Annotated in this window: 21 protein-coding genes; 17 read left to right on the forward strand and 4 right to left on the reverse strand. The window is 57.2% G+C overall.

Features of this window, described 5'->3' with window-relative positions:
- Positions 1–112 precede the first annotated feature (112 nt).
- Positions 113–2,089: an elongation factor G gene (locus NNL35_RS16520; protein WP_006677586.1), complete on the forward strand. Its 1,977-nt coding sequence runs from the start codon at positions 113–115 to the stop codon at positions 2,087–2,089.
- A gap of 52 nt (positions 2,090–2,141) precedes the next feature.
- On the opposite strand, the gene NNL35_RS16525 is transcribed toward NNL35_RS16520, so the two are convergent.
- The 4 genes from NNL35_RS16525 to NNL35_RS16540 form a co-directional block, all read right to left on the reverse strand.
- A complete protein-coding gene (locus NNL35_RS16525; protein WP_006677587.1) occupies positions 2,142–2,603 on the reverse strand; it encodes an SRPBCC family protein in 462 nt (153 codons plus the stop codon).
- Between the two features lie 43 nt (positions 2,604–2,646).
- Positions 2,647–3,024 (reverse strand): VOC family protein, encoded by a 378-nt coding sequence (locus NNL35_RS16530; protein WP_006677588.1) that lies wholly within the window; start codon positions 3,022–3,024, stop codon positions 2,647–2,649.
- A 76-nt stretch (positions 3,025–3,100) separates the two neighbouring features.
- Positions 3,101–3,946, reverse strand: a complete 846-nt coding sequence (locus NNL35_RS16535; RefSeq protein ID WP_006677589.1) for a helix-turn-helix domain-containing protein — start codon at positions 3,944–3,946, stop codon at positions 3,101–3,103.
- A gap of 23 nt (positions 3,947–3,969) precedes the next feature.
- The gene (locus tag NNL35_RS16540; RefSeq protein ID WP_006677590.1) at positions 3,970–4,959 is read right to left on the reverse strand and encodes a zinc-binding dehydrogenase; all 990 of its coding nucleotides are present in this window, start codon (positions 4,957–4,959) and stop codon (positions 3,970–3,972) included.
- A 132-nt stretch (positions 4,960–5,091) separates the two neighbouring features.
- Between NNL35_RS16540 and NNL35_RS16545 the strand changes: the two genes are divergently transcribed.
- The 16 genes from NNL35_RS16545 to NNL35_RS16620 all read left to right on the forward strand — a co-directional run bounded on the left by NNL35_RS16545 (position 5,092) and on the right by NNL35_RS16620 (position 18,198).
- A complete protein-coding gene (locus tag NNL35_RS16545; RefSeq protein ID WP_006677591.1) occupies positions 5,092–5,955 on the forward strand; it encodes a LysR family transcriptional regulator in 864 nt (287 codons plus the stop codon).
- An 85-nt stretch (positions 5,956–6,040) separates the two neighbouring features.
- On the forward strand, positions 6,041–7,168 hold the full coding sequence (locus tag NNL35_RS16550; protein WP_006677592.1) for a DUF3626 domain-containing protein: 1,128 nt from the start codon (positions 6,041–6,043) through the stop codon (positions 7,166–7,168).
- 87 nt (positions 7,169–7,255) lie between these two features.
- On the forward strand, positions 7,256–7,789 hold the full coding sequence (locus NNL35_RS16555) for a hypothetical protein (RefSeq protein ID WP_254553605.1): 534 nt from the start codon (positions 7,256–7,258) through the stop codon (positions 7,787–7,789).
- 130 nt (positions 7,790–7,919) lie between these two features.
- Positions 7,920–8,210, forward strand: a complete 291-nt coding sequence (locus tag NNL35_RS16560) for an NUDIX hydrolase (RefSeq protein WP_006677594.1) — start codon at positions 7,920–7,922, stop codon at positions 8,208–8,210.
- Between the two features lie 61 nt (positions 8,211–8,271).
- Positions 8,272–8,493, forward strand: coding sequence for a helix-hairpin-helix domain-containing protein (locus NNL35_RS16565; RefSeq protein ID WP_006677595.1), 222 nt, complete (start codon positions 8,272–8,274; stop codon positions 8,491–8,493).
- Positions 8,494–9,545: 1,052 nt separating this feature from the next.
- Positions 9,546–9,866, forward strand: coding sequence for an ArsR/SmtB family transcription factor (locus tag NNL35_RS16570; protein ID WP_006678540.1), 321 nt, complete (start codon positions 9,546–9,548; stop codon positions 9,864–9,866).
- A 21-nt stretch (positions 9,867–9,887) separates the two neighbouring features.
- The gene (gene arsB / locus NNL35_RS16575) at positions 9,888–10,940 is read left to right on the forward strand and encodes an ACR3 family arsenite efflux transporter (protein WP_040733050.1); all 1,053 of its coding nucleotides are present in this window, start codon (positions 9,888–9,890) and stop codon (positions 10,938–10,940) included.
- A 3-nt stretch (positions 10,941–10,943) separates the two neighbouring features.
- Positions 10,944–11,363 (forward strand): arsenate reductase (thioredoxin), encoded by a 420-nt coding sequence (arsC, locus tag NNL35_RS16580; protein ID WP_006678538.1) that lies wholly within the window; start codon positions 10,944–10,946, stop codon positions 11,361–11,363.
- A 158-nt stretch (positions 11,364–11,521) separates the two neighbouring features.
- Entirely contained in the window at positions 11,522–12,565 is a 1,044-nt protein-coding gene (locus tag NNL35_RS16585; protein WP_254553606.1) for a helical backbone metal receptor, read from the forward strand.
- 36 nt (positions 12,566–12,601) lie between these two features.
- Positions 12,602–13,582: a FecCD family ABC transporter permease gene (locus NNL35_RS16590; RefSeq protein WP_040733046.1), complete on the forward strand. Its 981-nt coding sequence runs from the start codon at positions 12,602–12,604 to the stop codon at positions 13,580–13,582.
- A 3-nt stretch (positions 13,583–13,585) separates the two neighbouring features.
- Complete coding sequence (locus NNL35_RS16595) at positions 13,586–14,398, forward strand: ABC transporter ATP-binding protein (RefSeq protein WP_111153685.1); 813 nt, start codon at positions 13,586–13,588, stop codon at positions 14,396–14,398.
- Positions 14,382–14,900 (forward strand): HugZ family pyridoxamine 5'-phosphate oxidase, encoded by a 519-nt coding sequence (locus NNL35_RS16600; protein WP_006678534.1) that lies wholly within the window; start codon positions 14,382–14,384, stop codon positions 14,898–14,900. The genes NNL35_RS16595 and NNL35_RS16600 overlap by 17 nt, the downstream gene beginning before the upstream one ends.
- 28 nt (positions 14,901–14,928) lie before the next feature.
- Positions 14,929–15,399: a DinB family protein gene (locus NNL35_RS16605; RefSeq protein ID WP_006678533.1), complete on the forward strand. Its 471-nt coding sequence runs from the start codon at positions 14,929–14,931 to the stop codon at positions 15,397–15,399.
- 98 nt (positions 15,400–15,497) lie between these two features.
- On the forward strand, positions 15,498–16,439 hold the full coding sequence (locus NNL35_RS16610) for an ABC transporter ATP-binding protein (protein WP_006678532.1): 942 nt from the start codon (positions 15,498–15,500) through the stop codon (positions 16,437–16,439).
- 11 nt (positions 16,440–16,450) lie between these two features.
- Complete coding sequence (locus NNL35_RS16615; protein ID WP_006678531.1) at positions 16,451–17,209, forward strand: ABC transporter permease; 759 nt, start codon at positions 16,451–16,453, stop codon at positions 17,207–17,209.
- 5 nt (positions 17,210–17,214) lie between these two features.
- Positions 17,215–18,198, forward strand: a complete 984-nt coding sequence (locus NNL35_RS16620; protein ID WP_254553607.1) for an ABC transporter permease — start codon at positions 17,215–17,217, stop codon at positions 18,196–18,198.
- Positions 18,199–18,220 lie beyond the last annotated feature (22 nt).

Below are 18,220 nucleotides of genomic sequence, written 5' to 3' on the forward strand. Positions count from 1 at the left end.
GATCTCTTATTATACTGAAGGTACATTATGAACGGGAGTGTGATTAGCATGCGGCAAAGAACCACATTGCGAAAGGAGAACAATATGAGAGAAGAAATGAGGATTTATATAAATGAAAACAATCAATATCGGGATCGTCGCCCATGTCGACGCAGGCAAGACGAGCCTGACTGAACGATTATTGTATGAGACGAAGGTGATCCGGGAGCTGGGCGGCGTCGATTCGGGCAGCACGCAGACAGACTCCCTGGAGCTGGAGCGAAGAAGAGGGATTACGATCAAGGCGTCGGTCGTCTCTTTTATAGTCAACGAGGTTAAGATCAATCTGATCGATACGCCCGGCCATGCCGACTTCATCGCCGAGGTGGAGCGGGCCTTCGGGGTGTTGGACGGAGCGGTTCTCGTCCTGTCGGCGGTGGAGGGCATTCAGGCGCAGACGAAGCTGTTGATGGCGGTGCTCGAGAAGCTGGCCATTCCGGTCATCCTGTTCGTGAACAAAATCGATCGGAGCGGCGCGCAGCCTGAGGCGGTCTTCGAGGCGGTTCGCCAACGGCTGTCCCGCAGCGCTATTCCGCTGTACGGGACCGTGCAAGCGGGGACGAGGCAGGCCGATATCGTCAAAAAACAATGCGGCAAGGAGAATCCGGAATTCTATGCGCAATGCATCGAGCTGGCGGCCGACCATGATGAACAACTGCTCGCTTCCTATGTGTACGGCGGCGAGATAAGCCGCTTCCGAATCGAGGAGACGCTGACCCGTCTGATCCGGGAGGCTCGCGTATACCCGATCCTGGCGGGTTCCGCCATGACCGGAATCGGCATCAACGAGCTGCTGGAAGCCATCACCCGATTCATTCCGGCACCGCAGCCATCCGCAGATGCGCCATTATCCGGAGCCGTGTTCAAGATCAAACGCGCATCCTCCGGCGAGAAAATCGCCTATATCCGCGTCTTCAGCGGAAGCTTCGGCGTCAGACAGACGATTCAAGTGAACCGGAAGCAGGATGACGGACAGATTGAGGCAGCTTGCTATAAGGTCAAGCGAATTCAGATCTTCGATCGCGGACGGACGGCCGACGCGGCGAGCGCCGGAGCAGGAGAATTTTGCAAAGTATGGGGCTTGAAGGAGGTCCGAATCGGCGACGTCATCGGAACCTGGTCGGAGCGGATTCGAGAGCTTCGCGTCGCTGCGCCGCAGATGGAATCGCGCATCGAGGCGGTTCCGAAGAGCGGAGATCATGCGCTGTACCAAGCCTTGATGAATATGGCGGAGGAAGATCCGCTCATCCATCTTTGGCGGGATGAGCATCATCGGGAGACGTATATTCGCCTGTTCGGCGAAGTGCAAAAAGAAGTAATCGAAGCGACGCTCAAGGAAGCTTATCAGTTGGACGTTCGCTTCGCGGAGACGCGGATCGTCTGCATCGAGAAGCCGCGAGGGACAGGGAAGGCTGTGGAATTCATGGGTGCGGAAGGGAATCCGTTCTATGCCACGGTCGGCTTCCGAATCGATCCGGGCGAGGCCGGAAGCGGCGTGACCTATCGCCTGGAGGTGGAGCTGGGGTCGCTGCCGCTCGCGTTTCAGGCGGCCATTGAGGATACGGTGTATGCCACGCTGCGCCAAGGCTTGTACGGCTGGGAAGTGACCGACATAGCCGTCACCTTGACCCATACCGGATATGCCAGTCCGGTTACCGTAGCCGCCGATTTCAGGAAGCTGGTGCCGCTCGTGCTGATGGAGGCGTTGTCCCGGGCCGGAACGGATGTGTATGAGCCGATCCATGAATATGAGCTTACCATTCCTGCTGGCAGCATCAGCTCCGCCATGCACCGCTTGGCTGGCTTGCAGGCGGTGATGAAGGAGCCGGTTATGTCCGGCGATACCTGTCTGCTGACCGGAACGATCCCGGTCAAGACGGCGGAGACATTCAAGCGCAGTCTCCATGCGATTACGGAAGGGGAGGGCGTGTTCATCGCGCGGCCGTGCGGCTTCATCCGGATGGAATCCGGGTATCCGGTGCGGAAGCGGTCCGACTATAATCCACTGAACCGCAAGGACTATCTTCTTCACGTGCTGCGCGCATACTAGGGAGAGCGGCACCATAAGAGAAGAGCCCCGGGACAGTTCCCGGGGCTCTTCGTTATGGGCAGCATCCGGCTCCTTCGCCGGACTCAAGCATCGCCTTCAGGCTGGCCAGCATCTGCCGCCACGCCTCGACATGCCACTGCCGCGCCTGCTTCCATGCTTCCGTGTCCATCCAGCCGCTATGCTCCAGCCGAACCGCCGTACCCTGATCCGCCGGCTCCAGGGTGACCTTCACCAGCGTCAGCTGCTCCTGCCGATTCATCGTATCGGCGAACGGATCGGGTCCCTTCCATTGGAACGTGAACGAGCGGGGCTCGTCGTAGCGGACAATTTTGCAGCCGATCGTGCTCATGCTGTCTTTGCTGGCGGGATTGAAGTACAGCTCGAATTTGCCGCCGGCCATCGGCTCGATGTCGGCAGCCGGGGCGAACCACAGGGTAATACGATCGGATTGGGTCCACGCATTCCATACATGCTCCGGCTCGGCTTCAATCCAGATTTCCTCGGTAATCGTCATCTATTGATTTCCCCTTCCCGAATGACAGAAGTCCGCTTGCACATCATTGCCCGGACAGTTTCTTGCTGAATTCCAATAACTCGATGACATTGCCGAATGGATCTCGGAACGCGTTGTAGGCTCCCGGCGGGCATGGCTGCGGCGAATCGTAGATGGCCTCGATCCCTTGGGCTGCCAGTTCGGCGATGGTGCCGGCCAGGTTGTCCGTCTCCAGGCCGAGCACGACTTGGGCCTGCTGCGGATAGTCTGCCCGGGTGGGCTGCTCAACCTGATACAGCACGATCGGGATGTCTTCATGCTTCAAGCTGACCGTATTCGCATCGTACTCCCGCGATACCTCGAACCCCAATTTGCCGCAGTAGAACTGCTTCGCCAGCTCCAGGTCGGATACATAAATCGAAATGACACATAGCTTCGGCATTTTGCTCCCCCTTATCTTATCAGGTCAGTGATTGTACCGCTTCCATTATATCGGGGAGCGCTGCCGGGAAATTCTTCTACTTTGCGGTGTTGCTCTCCTTCTTCTTCTCGAAGAGGAGCTGCGGCAGGCTGACGACGATCGGCGGATCGTACGGCAGCGGATTCCGCAGTTGAATCGCAATGCCCAACTCTGTCCGATCATTCACCTCGATGGCGGAAGGATATTTGCCGCGGATGGCGCGATCGAGCACGAAATAATCCTTCGGACGGAGACTCCACGGGATGCCGGCAGCGAGCGCGTAATAGGTCCCCGACGGCACGTCCGCGAACACGCATGTCCGCTTCCCTCCGGCGAGCGCCGTGCCGGCAACTGGCCGCTGATCCGGGATCGGATGGGGGAACAGGCCGACGAAAATCAGGCCGCGGAAGGAGGCCGGCGCTTCAATCCGGCATGTAATCTGCGGAGCCGCTTCCTTCCCGGGAACGGGCAGCGACAATTCGCGATGCTCGAATTGATTCATATACGCCGTCAATGCTTCGGAACGGATGCGGAATGCCCGCGGCGGCACGCCGACTTGCTGCTTGAACCGCGTGTTGAACGACCCCGCGCTGCGGAATCCGATCGACAGCAGCACTTTGACGAGGAGCGACGGTTCCTTGAGCAGCGCCGATTTCCCGGATTCCATCCGCAGGGCGGACAGATAATGGCGTGGGGAGATGCCCGTCACGCTCTTGAATATTCGCGTGAAATGATACGGGCTGTATCCCACATGAGCCGCCAGCTGTTCGGACGTGATCTCCTCCTCCAGATGACTTTTCATATACACAATGGCTTGTTCCGCCGCTGCGATATGCTCGTCCTTCATCATCTGCGTCTGCCTTGTTTGCCCTTCCCGGGTGTTGAGCTCGCGCTTCGCGTCCACCGGACGTCAGCCTCCTTGGTCTCTTATTCTATGGTTAACCCAATATTACCAAATTGCTCCGCCTGCCGCATCCGCTCGAAGGCTTGAACCGTATCTTGCAGCGGGTATACACGGTCGACAACCGGCCGGATGGAATGGCGCTCCATGAACTTCAGCATGTCTTCGAACTCCTGGCGGCTTCCCATAGACGTGCCGATAATGCTAATCTGCGGGAAAAAGATCGCCCTAACCGGAATCTCCATCCGATCGCCCGAGCTGGCGCCGAACGTGACGATGCGGCCATTCGGCTTAATGACTTCGAAATATTGCCCGAATGTCGCCGGGCCGATGCTGTCGAGGATCAGATCGGCCGCTTCTCCGCCGATCTCGTCCTTCCATTCACACTGGCTGTCGAAGGCATGGTGCGCCCCAAGCTCCAGCGCCTTGTGCCGCTTCACCTCGCTCCGCGATGTGACGCTCACTCTCGCTCCCGCCGCGATAGCCATGAGCAGGGCATAGGTTGCCACCCCGCCGCCAATGCCCGGAATGACCACATGCTCGCCGGGCTGAAGCCGCCCTCTCGTGAATAGAGCCCGGTAGGCTGTCAGGGCGGACAAGGGGAGCACGCCTGCTTCTTCCCAGGTCAGGTATCCCGGCTTCAGGAAGGCATTGCGGGCGGGAATGATAATGCTCTCCGCGAAGGTGCCGTCCGAAGGACCGCCGACGATGGCCGGGAGGGCAGGGACGATATCCGGCGTCTCCCAGTCGAGGCAAGGATGAATGATGACGTCGCGGCCCACGAGTTCGGGCGCTACCTCTTCCCCGACGGCTTCGATCGTCCCGGCGCCGTCCGAGCCTAGAATGAATGGCGGGTCTTGGGGCGTTCGACGGGCCATCAGGAACAGATCCCGATGGTTCAGACCCGCGGCCCGCAGCCGCACCTTCACTTCTCCCGGTCCCGGCTGCTTCCCGTCCGTCTCCTTATATGACAAGCCTTCCAGGCCGCTCTGGCCCGCGTGCACAATTGCTTTCACATGAATTCCTCCTTATCAACATCGGTTGTTGCGCTGATTCGGTTTGATTGTACACAACGGAGATCATCAAGTAAAATGAACAAAAACGAAGGTGAGTATCATAAACTTTTATACCAAGCAGGTGACATTGTAGTGGAAAGCGGAGATTTGAAAATATTTCAGGCTGTGGCCCGGGAAGGCAGCATCACGAAGGCGGCGCAGGCGTTGAATTACGTCCAGTCCAATGTGACCACCCGGATTCAGCAGCTGGAGGCTCAATTGAAGACCCCGCTGTTCCGCCGCTCCAATCGGGGGATGACGCTCACTCCCGCAGGCGAGAATCTGCTGGAGTATGCGGATCGGATATTGAGCCTGCTCGACGAGGCGGAGAAATCGGCGCGCTATTCGGAGCATCCGTCCGGCCCGCTTCGCATCGGTTCCATCGAGACGGCGGCCGTTACGCATCTGACGCCGCTTCTGAAGTCCTATTGCCTGCAATATCCCGATGTGCAGCTGTCGCTCCAGACCGGGGAGACGCACCGCCTGACGCGGCAAGTGCTGAACGAGGAGCTGGATGGCGCCTTCGTCTATGGCCCGGTAGACCATCCCGATATCGGGCATGTCGCCGCGTTCCGGGATGAGCTGGTGCTTATCTCGGAACCGGGAGCGGGCCGTCTGGAGGAATGCCTGGCGAAGCCAATGCTGTTCTTCGACGTCGGATGCTCTCACCGCGCCCGCGCCGAGCGCTTCCTGAGCGAATCCGGCCATCCGTCCGGCCCGGTCATGGAATTCGGCACCTTCGAGGTGATTCTTCGCGGCGTATCCGAGGGGCTCGGCGTGTCCATGCTGCCGAAGTCGTCGATCGCCGAGGCGGCGGAAGCCGGCCGGATCGCAACGCATCGCTTGCCGGACAGGTACCGCGATTTGCATATCTGGTTCGTGCATCGGCAGGAGCCGGTCTGCTCCAGCGCTTTGACGGCATTCATCGCGATGCTGGATGCCGAGCCTGCAATGTAATTCGAATACAGTTCAATAGCGGTGGATGTCGGGCGAACCAAGCGGGAACCGGCAATCCATTTATCGGGGAAAAGAGGTGAGGCCCATGGTTGACCCATTCCATAGCAAGCTTAGCAAGCAAGCATTGACGCCAGCGCAGGCTCAAGCGATCCAGCATGTAAGGGCGTCCGCCAGCTCGGTGCGGCAGCACGCTCGCGAGCGCAGCGAAAGGCACTTGACGCGAGCGGGCTTCCCATCCGCCACATTGCGCGACATTCTTGCCGCCGTGCGCGAATCGGGCCGGGTCACGGTCAATTTCCACCCCGACCGCATCCTTGCCGACGGTTCGCTCGTCGTGGATGGACTGCTGCGGGACGGGGTGTACCGCAGCCAGTTCGAGACGGGCGTGACGAGCGCCAGCCCGACGGCTTACCCCGGCGGGGACCGCGACCGCTGGGAGCGGAGTCTGTTCGGCGGCGCCTATCATCAGGCCGGGATTGCCCCCCGCGAGCGCCCGAAATACGGGGCGCTGAATCTGATGCAGCACCCGGACGGGGGCGCGCCGAACTTCGGCTCCTGCTATTTGGTGCTGCGCAGCGCTATGCTATCCCGATGCACGTATACGTTCGGGGACAGCTATTCCGAGCCGGAGCATAGCGGCACGATCGACGTCTTTGAGCCGCTGCTCGCGGAGATGCTGGATGAGGCAGCGGCTGCAGGCTCCGCGCTGGGCCGGGATGCCGGCGCTAGCGCTGCGCTGATTCGCCGTCTCCTTGCATCGGGCGAAAAAGCGCCCGCCGTAATCGGCAGGGAGCTGGACCAATACATCGAGGCCCAGATTCACAGCGATATCGCGCTGGCCTCGGATGTGGAGGCGATTGTGGCCGACCCGTCCTTCCGCGGGACGCGAATCGGCGATCAGCTTGCTGCACTTGCCTCCCGGTATCGCGTGACGCTGCTCTGGCATCACGGATTCCAGCTCGCGGCCTCCGACGTGCCGGATGACTTCCGGGGGCCGAAGATGCCGCCGTTGGCGCGCCGGGTCGTACGGGATTTCGCAGCCGTACCGGGACAATTGGATGCGTACGCGATCGGGAACGCGGCCCGTTCGCTTGCCCGTCATCCCGAGCTCTGGGCGGACTGGGGCACGCAGGGAGAAACCTGGCAGCACCTCAAGCAGCTCTGGCATGTTCTCGCCAGGTTCGGCCATCCTTATCGAGGCCATAGGGAATGAGGAAATAGTTTGTGAGATTGGCTTGACCTCCAGCTGATGCATTCTATACAATCGGATGGAGGAGTGATATGTATATTGTTGGAAAATATGAATCGTCATATGTTGGAACGGCTCGATGATTGGGCGCTTGTGTCTGCGTGCCATGAACCGTTGATCCTGGCTTACAAGGCAGCGTCGGCCCAAGGGGAAGACGGGCGGCAGCTCTTCTCCGAGATGACTCCGGCGCAGCAAGCGTTGTTCATTTTCAAGGTGTACCATGATCACGTCCGCCAATCGGTTGAAGAGCTGTACTGGTGGAGCGCTTATTTCATGGCGGAGTCCGGACGGTGGGCCGCATTGATCGCCAGCCTGCGTCAGGCGGACGACCGGCATCTGCTGCCGCTGCTGCGGGATATCGAGACCATTCTGGCGGAGCGTCAGCATCCTCGCCCTCTGGAGCATTTCGACGTATCCCGGCAAGATCTGGAGGAGGACGCAGAGCTGCGCTCCCTGTTCGGTGGGCTGCATGACAAGTACGAGGCGGCCGCTTCGTGCACGGTGGCGCGAATCGCCGGGCATATCCGCCTTCATCCGGAACAATATGGCGTCGTCTGTGACGAGGACGATTCGTTAACATCATAGAAAAGTAATGCCCCACAATCATGTAGGGGATTGCGGCTGGCGACAGCCGCTTTTTTTGTAACCCGGGGATATTTACCCGCTGCTTGAAGGGCAGCTAGTCTAGATAGCGATCACGGGAAGGGAGGCTATTATGATAACGATCCCAACTCATATCGTAGCCGTAGACGGTATCGTAGAGAACGAACAAGGACATATTTTGTTAGTGAAGACGAAGCATGACGGAGTAACCGATGTTCCCACCAAGCTCATGCTGGACAATATATGCACCGCTGTGGGCGGACAATCGAGCACATCGGATGAGACGTCCGATGTCCGCTGGGTTGCGAAGGAGAACGTGCTCGACATGCTTGCGGCGCCCGCTTTCCGCATTCGCTATCAAGCTTACTTGGATGGCAACGGCGGCATCAATTATATGGAGTAAGTGACAAAGCCAGAGTTTGAGCTGAAGCTGGCACGAATGATATAGGAAGGAGAAGATGAAAATGACCTCGAACCATGATCCCGGCCAAGCGATTGATCTTCCTGACAAGCTGGCCAAGCCCGCCCGCAGAGCGCTTATCGCGGCTGGTTATGTGCGTCTGGAGCAACTGGCGAAGCTTCGCGAATCGGAACTGCTGAAGCTGCATGGCATGGGACCGAAAGGGATTGACCAGCTCCGGCGCGCACTTGCCGATAGAGGCTTGTCATTCGCAGACGGGAAATGAAGAACGGAGCGGCGCTCCGTTTTTTCTTTCCGCGGTGTTATTTCTGCTCCTTGCTTGGCAAGCATTCTCCCAACCATCCTCCCAAGCATCCACCCCTCCGCTCAGCCGCTGCCGCATGACCTGAACGCCACGTAACTAACTTGTCTCTCAATCCGTAGTAAGTGTATGTCATGCCTGAATGCCAAGCCCCTCAAGACTCTTACAGCCATTCTCCCATCCACTCAGACAGAACTAATATCTGCTGATATATAATTTCACATTTCACTTGTCGAGACATGTAGTTTGAACTCCTTATAACCAATATCCCCATCACTCAGCCAGAAAGGATATGCACATAACCCCTTATCATCAATCTCCCATCCGGTCAGAAAAGATATATTCACAGATTTCCTTTCGTACAGTATCCCAATCATTCATGTACTATTTTCAGGATTCATATGACTTGTTGAAATAGAGCGAATTAACCCGGTGCGTTGGCATGCCTTTGATCAAAGGAGATCCAGGGTCAACCTGACCCGACGGGAGAATGGAGCAAAGGCCGAGCAACATCGGGACCTGACCCAACGGGAGAGTGAAGCAAAGGCCGAGCAACACCGGGACCTGACCATGAAGCAAAGGCCGAGCAACACCAGAACACTGACCCGACGGGAGAGTGAAGCAAAGGCCGAGCAACACCGGGACCTGACCCGACGGGAGAGTGAAGCAAAGGCCGGTCAACACCAGGAACCCTGACCCGACGGGAGAGTGAAGCAAAGGCCGGTCAACACCAGGAACCCTGACCCGACGGGAGAGTGAAGCAAAGGCCGAGCAACACCGGGACCTGACCCGACGGGAGAGTGGAGCAAAGGCCGGTCAACACCGGGACCTGACCCGACGGGAGAGTGGGCAAATGTAATAAAGGTGGGATGGAGGTCACAATGTTGCGTAGGGAAACGAGCAAGCTCTATACTCAATCCACATGCTCCGGAGCATGAAATTATAAACAAAATAATCACTTGATTATATAATTGATTGATTATATACTGATGACGAATCGAAGGAGGCATGTTGCTATGGTAACGATTGACGCAATGGCGGATCAATTCAAATTGCTGGGCGATAAGACGCGTTTGAGCATTATCTCCATCCTATTGCGCCAAGAGGCGTGCGTATGCCATCTCGTTGAGATTTTGAAGACGACGCAGCCGAATATCAGCCAGCATTTGCGGAAGCTGAAGGATGGAGGAATCGTAAGGGAGGAACGCAGAGGGCAGTGGATCTACTACTCGCTCACGATCGAGGATAAGCCCCATATTCGAGAAGCCCTAGCGCATTTGCCGGAGTTAGGGGAAGAGGCCGTATCTATTCTGAGCGGTCTGCCGTGTAAATCATGATAATGAGGGGGGAGATTGGATGTGAGTCAGCCTAACAAGCGATTGTCTTTTCTGGATCGCTACTTGACATTATGGATCTTCGCTGCTATGGCCATCGGCATCCTGTTGGGGAGTCTGGTTCCAACCGTATCCGGCGCGTTGACCGAGATGCAGGTCGGCACGACTTCGATCCCGATCGCGATCGGGTTGATTATCATGATGTATCCGCCGCTGGCGAAAGTTCGTTATGAGAAGCTGGGCCGGGTCTTCAAGGATTGGAAGGTGCTGATCGTATCTCTTTTGCAGAACTGGGTGATCGGCCCGATTCTGATGTTTGTCCTTGCCATTCTGTTCCTGAGCGATATGCCGGAATATATGATCGGCCTGATTATGATTGGTCTTGCCCGCTGCATTGCGATGGTGCTTGTATGGAGCGATCTGGCAAAGGGCGATCCAGACTATACGGCAGGTCTGGTCGCATTCAACTCGATATTTCAGATTCTGTTTTATTCCGTGTTTGCCTACATCTTCATTACGGTTCTGCCGGAGTGGTTCGGCATTCAAGGTGTCGAAGTTCACATTACGATGGGACAGATTGCGGAGAGTGTGTTTATTTACTTAGGGATTCCTTTTGTAGCCGGCTTCCTGACGCGGTTGATTCTCGTTCGGGCCAGAGGAGAACAATGGTATGTTCAGAAGTTTATCCCGAAAATCAGTCCGTTAACGTTAGTTGCGCTGCTCTTCACGATTATTCTAATGTTTTCGCTGAAGGCCGACATGATTGTCAGTCTCCCTTGGGATGTTGTCCGGATTGCGATCCCGCTTATTCTTTACTTTGTCATCATGTTCGTTGTCTCTTTCTTCTTATCGAAAAAGACGGGAGCAAGCTACCAAGTATGCACCTCACTTTCTTTTACGGCAGCAAGCAATAACTTTGAGCTAGCGATTGCAGTGGCCATCGGCGTGTTCGGCATTCACTCAGGGGCGGCGTTTGCCGCTGTTATCGGTCCGCTCGTTGAGGTGCCTGTATTAATTGGATTGGTATCTGTCGCGCGATGGATCGAGAGAACCTACTTTTTGAATAAGGAGTCGTGAAAAATGACGAAGCCGCTCGTTTATTTCTTATGCACAGGCAACTCTTGCCGAAGTCAAATGGCCGATGCGTGGTTGAAGCATCTTGGCGGAGAACGTTATGAAGTGCTCAGCGCGGGGCTTGAAGCTCATGGATTGAATCCAAGAGCCGTTCAAGTGATGCAGGAATCCGGGATTGATATGACGAGCCATACTTCCGATGTGATTGATCCGGAGATATTGAATCGCGCCGCATACGTGATCACCTTATGCGGACATGCGGATGAACACTGTCCCGTGATTTCGAACCCGAATGTGAGCAAGTGGCATTGGGGATTCGATGACCCAGCCAAGGCTACAGGCACGGAAGAAGAGATCATGCAGCAATTCCGAGCCGTTCGCGACGCCATACGAGCGCGGATAGAGCAATTTGTAAGAGAAAAATAATACGCGCTGAAAGGGGGGAGGAGATCCTCCCTTTTTTGATGAGGAAATTCTTTTCAAATTTTAATTGAAAAAGATTCTCACTCGATATATAATGAGAACCGTTATCATTTAATAGATAACGATTCTCATTATCATTTATAAGGGAGGAAGCTCATAGAATGATACATAGAAGGGGAAGGGCGATCGTCATTGTCTTGCTTCTGATGCTGGTTATGGCGGCTTGCGGCAAAGCGGGATCGGATCAAGCGGGGAGCACAGATCCGAATCAAGCGGCTGCGGAGGATAACAAAGGCTCGAGCGGAGACGCCCCTCAGACAGAGAATGGTGCTGAGGGCAATCACAGCGAATCCGGCAGCGAGCAAGCGGCGAGTGAAGAGGATGCGGAGATGGCGGAGCTGCTGAAGCAGTTCGGCGAGCAGACGCCTGCCCGCATCGTGACGTTATCCGTCTCGATTACAGAAATATTGCACGAACTGGGCATCGAGCCTGTCGGCGTGCCGACGACAAACAGCAAGCTGCCGGAGTCGCTGGCAGACGTCCCGCGCATCGGTTCGTCCCATCAGCCTGATCTTGAGCAGATTGCGAAGCTGCAGCCGGATGTCGTCCTGGGCCCGGCTTCGATTAAGGACAGCATGGAGAAGAAGCTCGGACCGGCTTCGCTGCCGAGCGCTTATATGCCAGTCGATTCCTTGGAGCAGCTGAAGCTGTCGACGAAGACGCTAGGCCGCCTGCTCGGCCGTGAAGACCAGGCTAACGCGTTCCTTCAAGACATCGAGCGGCAGGAACGCGAAGCGATCGAGGGAGTGAAAGGCAAGCCGGCGCCCAAGGTGATGTTCCTCTTTGGCTCGGCGGAAGCGCTCATGCTGATGAACGACAATACGTTCGCCGGAAGTCTGGCGCGCAATCTGGGGGCGGTCAATGTCGTGTCTGAAGAACTGAAGCTCACAGAGGCCTATGTCCCGTTCAATATGGAGAGCATCGTCGCGGCGAATCCGGACGTTATTCTGCTCGTCGCACACGGCGACCCGGATGCCGTAGCGAAAAAATTCGAGGAGGACGTGAAGAAGAACGGCGCCTGGGAGAAGCTGAATGCCTTCCAGAATGGGAAGATGGCTTCCCTTGACTTCGAGCTGTTCGGTATCGCCTCGATTGTCAAGGCGCCGGACGCTTACAAGGAAATGGCGCGCGTCCTATATGACTAAGACGGAGGTTCCGGGATAGTGACGGAGAACAAACAGATGCGCAAGACCGCCCTGGTGGGAGGAGCGGCCGTATTGCTTGGAGCGGCGGTGCTGCTCTCCATCGGCATAGGCAGCGTCGCCTTGTCTCCGCTCGAGACGCTCCTGACTGTGTTCGGACGCGGGGATGCCGCCGCAGATACGATTCTGTGGGACATCCGGATACCGCGCGTCCTCCTCGCACTCCTGATTGGCGCCAATCTGGCCGTTTCCGGCGCGCTGCTGCAAGCCGTCATGCTGAACCCGCTGGCTGACCCGGGATTGACCGGCGTATCCAGCGGGGCCGCCGTCGCCGTGCTGTTCATCATGCTGGTCGTCCCCGGGTACGCTTCCATGATACCGCTGGCTGCGATTGCAGGCGGCGGGATTGCGGCCGTGATGGTATATGCCCTGGCTTGGAAGAAGCTGCAAGGGGGATTTACGCCGGTCCGGATTATTTTGTCGGGGGTTGCGGTCAATGCGGTATTCGGAGGCATCATCGGACTGCTGTCGATTTTGCACAGCGATAAGCTGCCGTCCGCATTGCAATGGCTGAACGGCAGCCTGTCCGGCACCGGGATGCGGGACGTTGCCGTCATCCTCCCGTATTCGCTTGCCGGCTGGCTGGCCGCGCTGCTTTGCATCCGGCAGGCGAATATTTTGCGGCTGGGCGAGCAGGCCGCGCATAATCTGGGGCAAAATCTGAACCGCATCCGGTTCACGCTCTCCTTCATTGCGGTGTATCTGGCCGCGATCTCAGTCTCGACCGTCGGTCTGGTCGGCTTCGTCGGACTCGTCGTCCCGCATATCGCCCGGATGATGATCGGCTCCGACTATCGCCATCGCCTGCCGATGAGCCTCGTGCTCGGCGCGCTCGTCCTGCTCGTGGCCGATACGATCGGGCGCACGGCATTCGCTCCGCTGGAGATTCCTGCGGGCATCGTCATGGCGATGGTGGGCGGACCATACTTCCTGTATTTGATGCGGAAAGGAGGAGCGTGACACATGCTGAAGGTGCAGTCGCTGAACATCCGGTATGCGGACAAAACCGTGGTCCATAACTTTTCCCTCGATGTGAAGGAAGGGGAAGTCGTCTCGATTATCGGTCCGAACGGCTCGGGCAAATCAACGATACTGAAGGCGATGACCCGTCTCATTCCTTGCGAGAGCGGCCAGGTATGCATTGCCGATCGGGAGCTTCGTTCGCTCAGCACGAAGCAAGTGTCCCGTCTCATGTGCATGCTCTGCCAGTCGAACGCCAGTCCGGCGGACATGACGGTAGGGGAGCTGGTCAGCTACGGCCGCATGCCGCATAAGAAATGGTATGAGCGCCTCGACACGGAGGATGAAGAGGTGATCCAGTGGGCGTTGGAGCAGACGGGGATGCAGGCATTCAAGGATCGGCTCGTCGTCTCCTTATCCGGGGGAGAGGCGCAGCGGGCCTGGCTGGCGATGGCGCTGGCCCAGCGTCCGAAGGTGCTGCTGCTCGATGAGCCAACCACGTATCTGGACATCGCGCATCAATTGGAGGTGCTGGAGCTCGTGCGGACGTTGAATCGCGAGCTGGGGCTTACGGTCGTCATGGTGCTCCATGATCTGAACCATGCCAGCGCCTACAGCGATCGGGTCTGTGTGATCAAGGACGGGAGTCTGCGCCTGTACGGCACGCCGCAGGACGTGTTCACGATGGAGCTTATCCGCAGCGTGTACGGCGTGGAGACCGAGATCCAATACGGGCCGGACAGCGATTGTCCGCGGATTCATGTATTGCAAAAATGGAATAGAAAAGCGGGGGATGTTCATGAAGCCATTGGATAACGAAACGGTTAAGCTTCAATATATGAAATTGGCGGATCGCGTGAAGACATTGATGCTGGGCACGATCGACGAGAACGGCCGGCCATTTGTCTCCTATGCGCCTTTCGTGAAGAAGGACGGGAAGCTGTATATCTATATTAGCCGCATTGCCAATCATTATCGGCATCTGGAGGCCAATCCGGACGTCGATGTCATGCTGATTGAAGATGAATCCAACTCGGTGAACCTGTTCGCCCGCGAGCGCGCCCGCTTCGTGTGCCATGCCGTCAACATCGGCAATGAAGGCCATGAGGAGCTGTTCGAACGGTTCGAAGCGTCGTTCGGCGCTCCCATGCTCCGGGTGCTGCGCGGGCTCGACTTCTCGCTGTTCGAGCTTACGCCGCTGGAGGGCCGGTATGTCGCGGGCTTCGGCCAGGCGTATGATATCGATCTGAATGCCGACCGATTCGAGCATGTCGCGCGGGATGGGCATACGCAATCCGCCAAGCAAGCCGCCACATGACAGTACGATGGGAAAGGAGCCGAATGCAATGACCTATTCATCCGTAGCCGTGATATGGAACACGCTTCATGAACGCTTCTACAATATGGCCAGCAGCTTGCCGGAGGAAGCTCTGGGCTTGCGCATCGGGCCCGCCTCGATCGGCTATATGCTTCGCCATAATGCGGAAGTCGAGTATTTGTTCTCGGAATGGTTCTTCCGGCGCGAGCTGCCTCCCGGGCTGGAGATTCTGACGAGCCGCGGACCGGCGGCAGGCCGGGATCGGGGCGAATTCGCGGACCGGGAAGGGCTGCTGGCCCTGCTGCGCGCCTCGAATCACCACGTGACGGAAGCGATGCGCGAGCTGCCCGACGAGGCCTGGCATGTGCCGGTGGATTCGCCGATGGGAGCCTCGACGCCGCTGGAGGCGGTCAGCCGTCTGCTATACCATACCGGCCTGCATGCGGGCCAGATTTCCCTGATTCAGAAGCATGCCCAACCGGCCGGGCAAGCAATGTGACAGAGCCGGCGACAAGAATCAACCTTCGGAATCAACCGAACGGTTGATTCTTTTTTTGTCTCTTCATCGTAACATGAAGGCCAGAAGGAGTGATACGCATGGGTCAACCGATATTGCAGGTGACGGGGTTGGAGAAGCGCTTCAACGATTTCCGCGCCTTGCAGGACATTTCGTTCGAGATTTTTCCGGGAGAAATCGTATGCTTTCTCGGGCCGAACGGAGCGGGGAAAAGCACGACCATCAACATTTTAGCTGCGTTATTGCGATATGACGGCGGGGAGATCCGGTTCCAGGGGGAACGGGTGGAGAAGCACCCGGCCCGCTTGAAGGAGAGCCTCGGCATCGTCCCGCAAGATATCGCGATATATGAGAATATTCCGGCGGAGGCGAATGTAAGGTTCTTCGCCTCCTTGTACGGATTGCGCGGCGAAGCGCTCCAGCGGGCCGTCGAGGAAGCGCTTGACTTCGTCGGGTTGTCCGGGCGGAAGGGGGAGAAGCCGAAGACGTTCTCCGGCGGCATGAAGCGCCGGTTGAATATTGCCTGCGCGATTGCGCACAAGCCCCGCCTCATCATTATGGATGAGCCAACCGTTGGGATCGATCCGCAGTCGCGCAATCATATATTGGAATCGATCAAGGCGCTGCGCGACGAGGGGGCAAGCATCATTTATACGACGCATTATATGGAAGAGGTCGAAGAGATTGCGACCCGCATTATCATCATCGATCATGGCCGCATCATCGCCAGAGGCACGAAGGACGAACTGAAGGAGCAGCTCGAGGAAGAGAAGCTCTACGATGTCGAAGTGGAGGACGCCAGCGTCGCCAATCCGGATGAACTGTACCGGATCGATGGCGTCAAAAAGGTGTACGTGGACAACAACCGCATCCGGATTACGACCTTAAAAGGAATCGAGAACCTCGATAAAATCATTGCGCTTCTGATGAGCCAAGGTATGAAAATTATCAATATGACGAGCGTGGCCGCCAGCCTGGAAATGGTCTTTCTCAAACTGACCGGCCGGACGCTGCGGGATTGAGGTGGCTAGAGATGCCGTCAGCTCTGTATAGATTCCATGTCATCCTGAAGCGCGATATCGTTAATCTGGCGCTAAATCCGGTGCTCCTCTTGTCGAATACGGTGTTCCCGCTGTTGCTGATGCTCATACTCGGTTATTTGACCCGTAGCATCTATGGCGGCGGCGAAGTCTCTTCCTACGATTATTACGGGGTGACCATTGTCATCTTTGCGTCCCTGAACGTATCGATGATTGCCTCGAACAGCTTCATGGAGAAGAGCTTGAGGAAGAGCAACTTGCGGATCCTGCACGCGCCTGTGCGGACTTCCTATCTGTATATCTCGAAATTCGCAGCCACCTTCTTCTTCTCGACGTTGTGCACGCTGCTGCTGCTTGCCCTGGCCCACTGGGTGCTCAATGTTCACTATGGCGGCAGCGGCTGGATCGTGGTCGCGCTGATTCTCATCGGCTTCAATCTGTTCTCCTCCGCCCTCGGCGTGCTGATGTGCTGCCTGTTCCGAAGCGAGGAGACAAGCAATAAAATATTGAGCTTCGTCAATAACCTGCTTGCCCTGATCGGAGGCCTGTTCTTCCAATGGGACGGCCTGGGACGCGCCGCGGAGATACTATCCTATCTCTCGCCGGTGAAGTGGGTGGCGGAAGCGGTCTTCCGCGTCATCTACGATCAGGATGCCGGCATGGCGCTGCCGTTGCTGGGCGGCTTCGCCGCCGGATCGCTTGTGCTGCTGTGGGGCTGCAGCAGGATCTTTCATGCGGAGGACTATGTATGAGGGAAATGGCATATGTTTTGCATCAAAATTGGTTGAGACTGATGAGCCGCAAGGCGATTGTGGCGATTACGTCGGTCATGACGATCGCTGCGGTGGCCGCTGCGCTGCTGTTGACATCGTCGAATGATTCGAGAGGCAGTCTCGTCTTCGTATCCGCCGCTTCCGAAGCGCAAGAGGCTTCCATCGCCGGATTGCACGACTTCCAGGTGAAGCGGCTTGCGGAAGCGCCGCGCAGGTCCGAGCTGGTGCGCAACAAATATGATGCCGTCATCATCGATGAAGGGGACGGGAGCTATACAATCGAGACGATTAAGAGCGAGGAGTATGCCACGATGGTGCGCCAAGCGCTGGAGCATCCGGATCAGCCGCTGCCGGAAGCGGAGAAGCGGGGCACCGGTGCGAACGTTGCCGGGTTTATCATGATGTTCGTACTGCTGCAGGGCATGTTCTATATGAATTTCTTTGCGGAGGACAAGGTTCAGGGCACGCTGCGGCGAATTGTGGCCTCTCCGATGTCCGTCATGACCTATCTTGCGGCTCAGGTCCTGTTCTGCTTCCTGCTTATCAGCGTGCCGGCCTATCTGTGCATTGCGGGAGCAAGACTCCTTCTGCATGCCGATATCGGCTTCACCCTGTTGCAGTATAGCTGGCTTATCACTGTATTGTCCCTGCTGGCCGCCGCATTCGCGCTGTTCATCACGGTCTGTATCGACGAAATCGACAATGCGGTCACAACGGCCTCCAGCCTGATTCTCGTCACTTCGCTTCTGTCCGGCGGCTTCTACACCGTAGAGCATGAAGGGGTGATGAACATGCTTACCTATTGGCTCCCGCAGCGGCAGTATATGGCTGCCGTGACCAGCTTGGAGCGGGGAGCTGCGTATGGAGACGCGGTCTGGCCTGTGCTGTATGTGCTCGTTCTGTCCGGCATCCTGTTCGCGGCTGGCGCCATGATCTGCAGAAGAAGATGCCGGGCAGGAAGATATTGATACGTGCAAGCGGCTCCGGCGT

Source organism: Paenibacillus dendritiformis (assembly GCF_945605565.1).
GTDB classification, from domain to species: Bacteria; Bacillota; Bacilli; order Paenibacillales; family Paenibacillaceae; genus Paenibacillus_B; species Paenibacillus_B dendritiformis_A.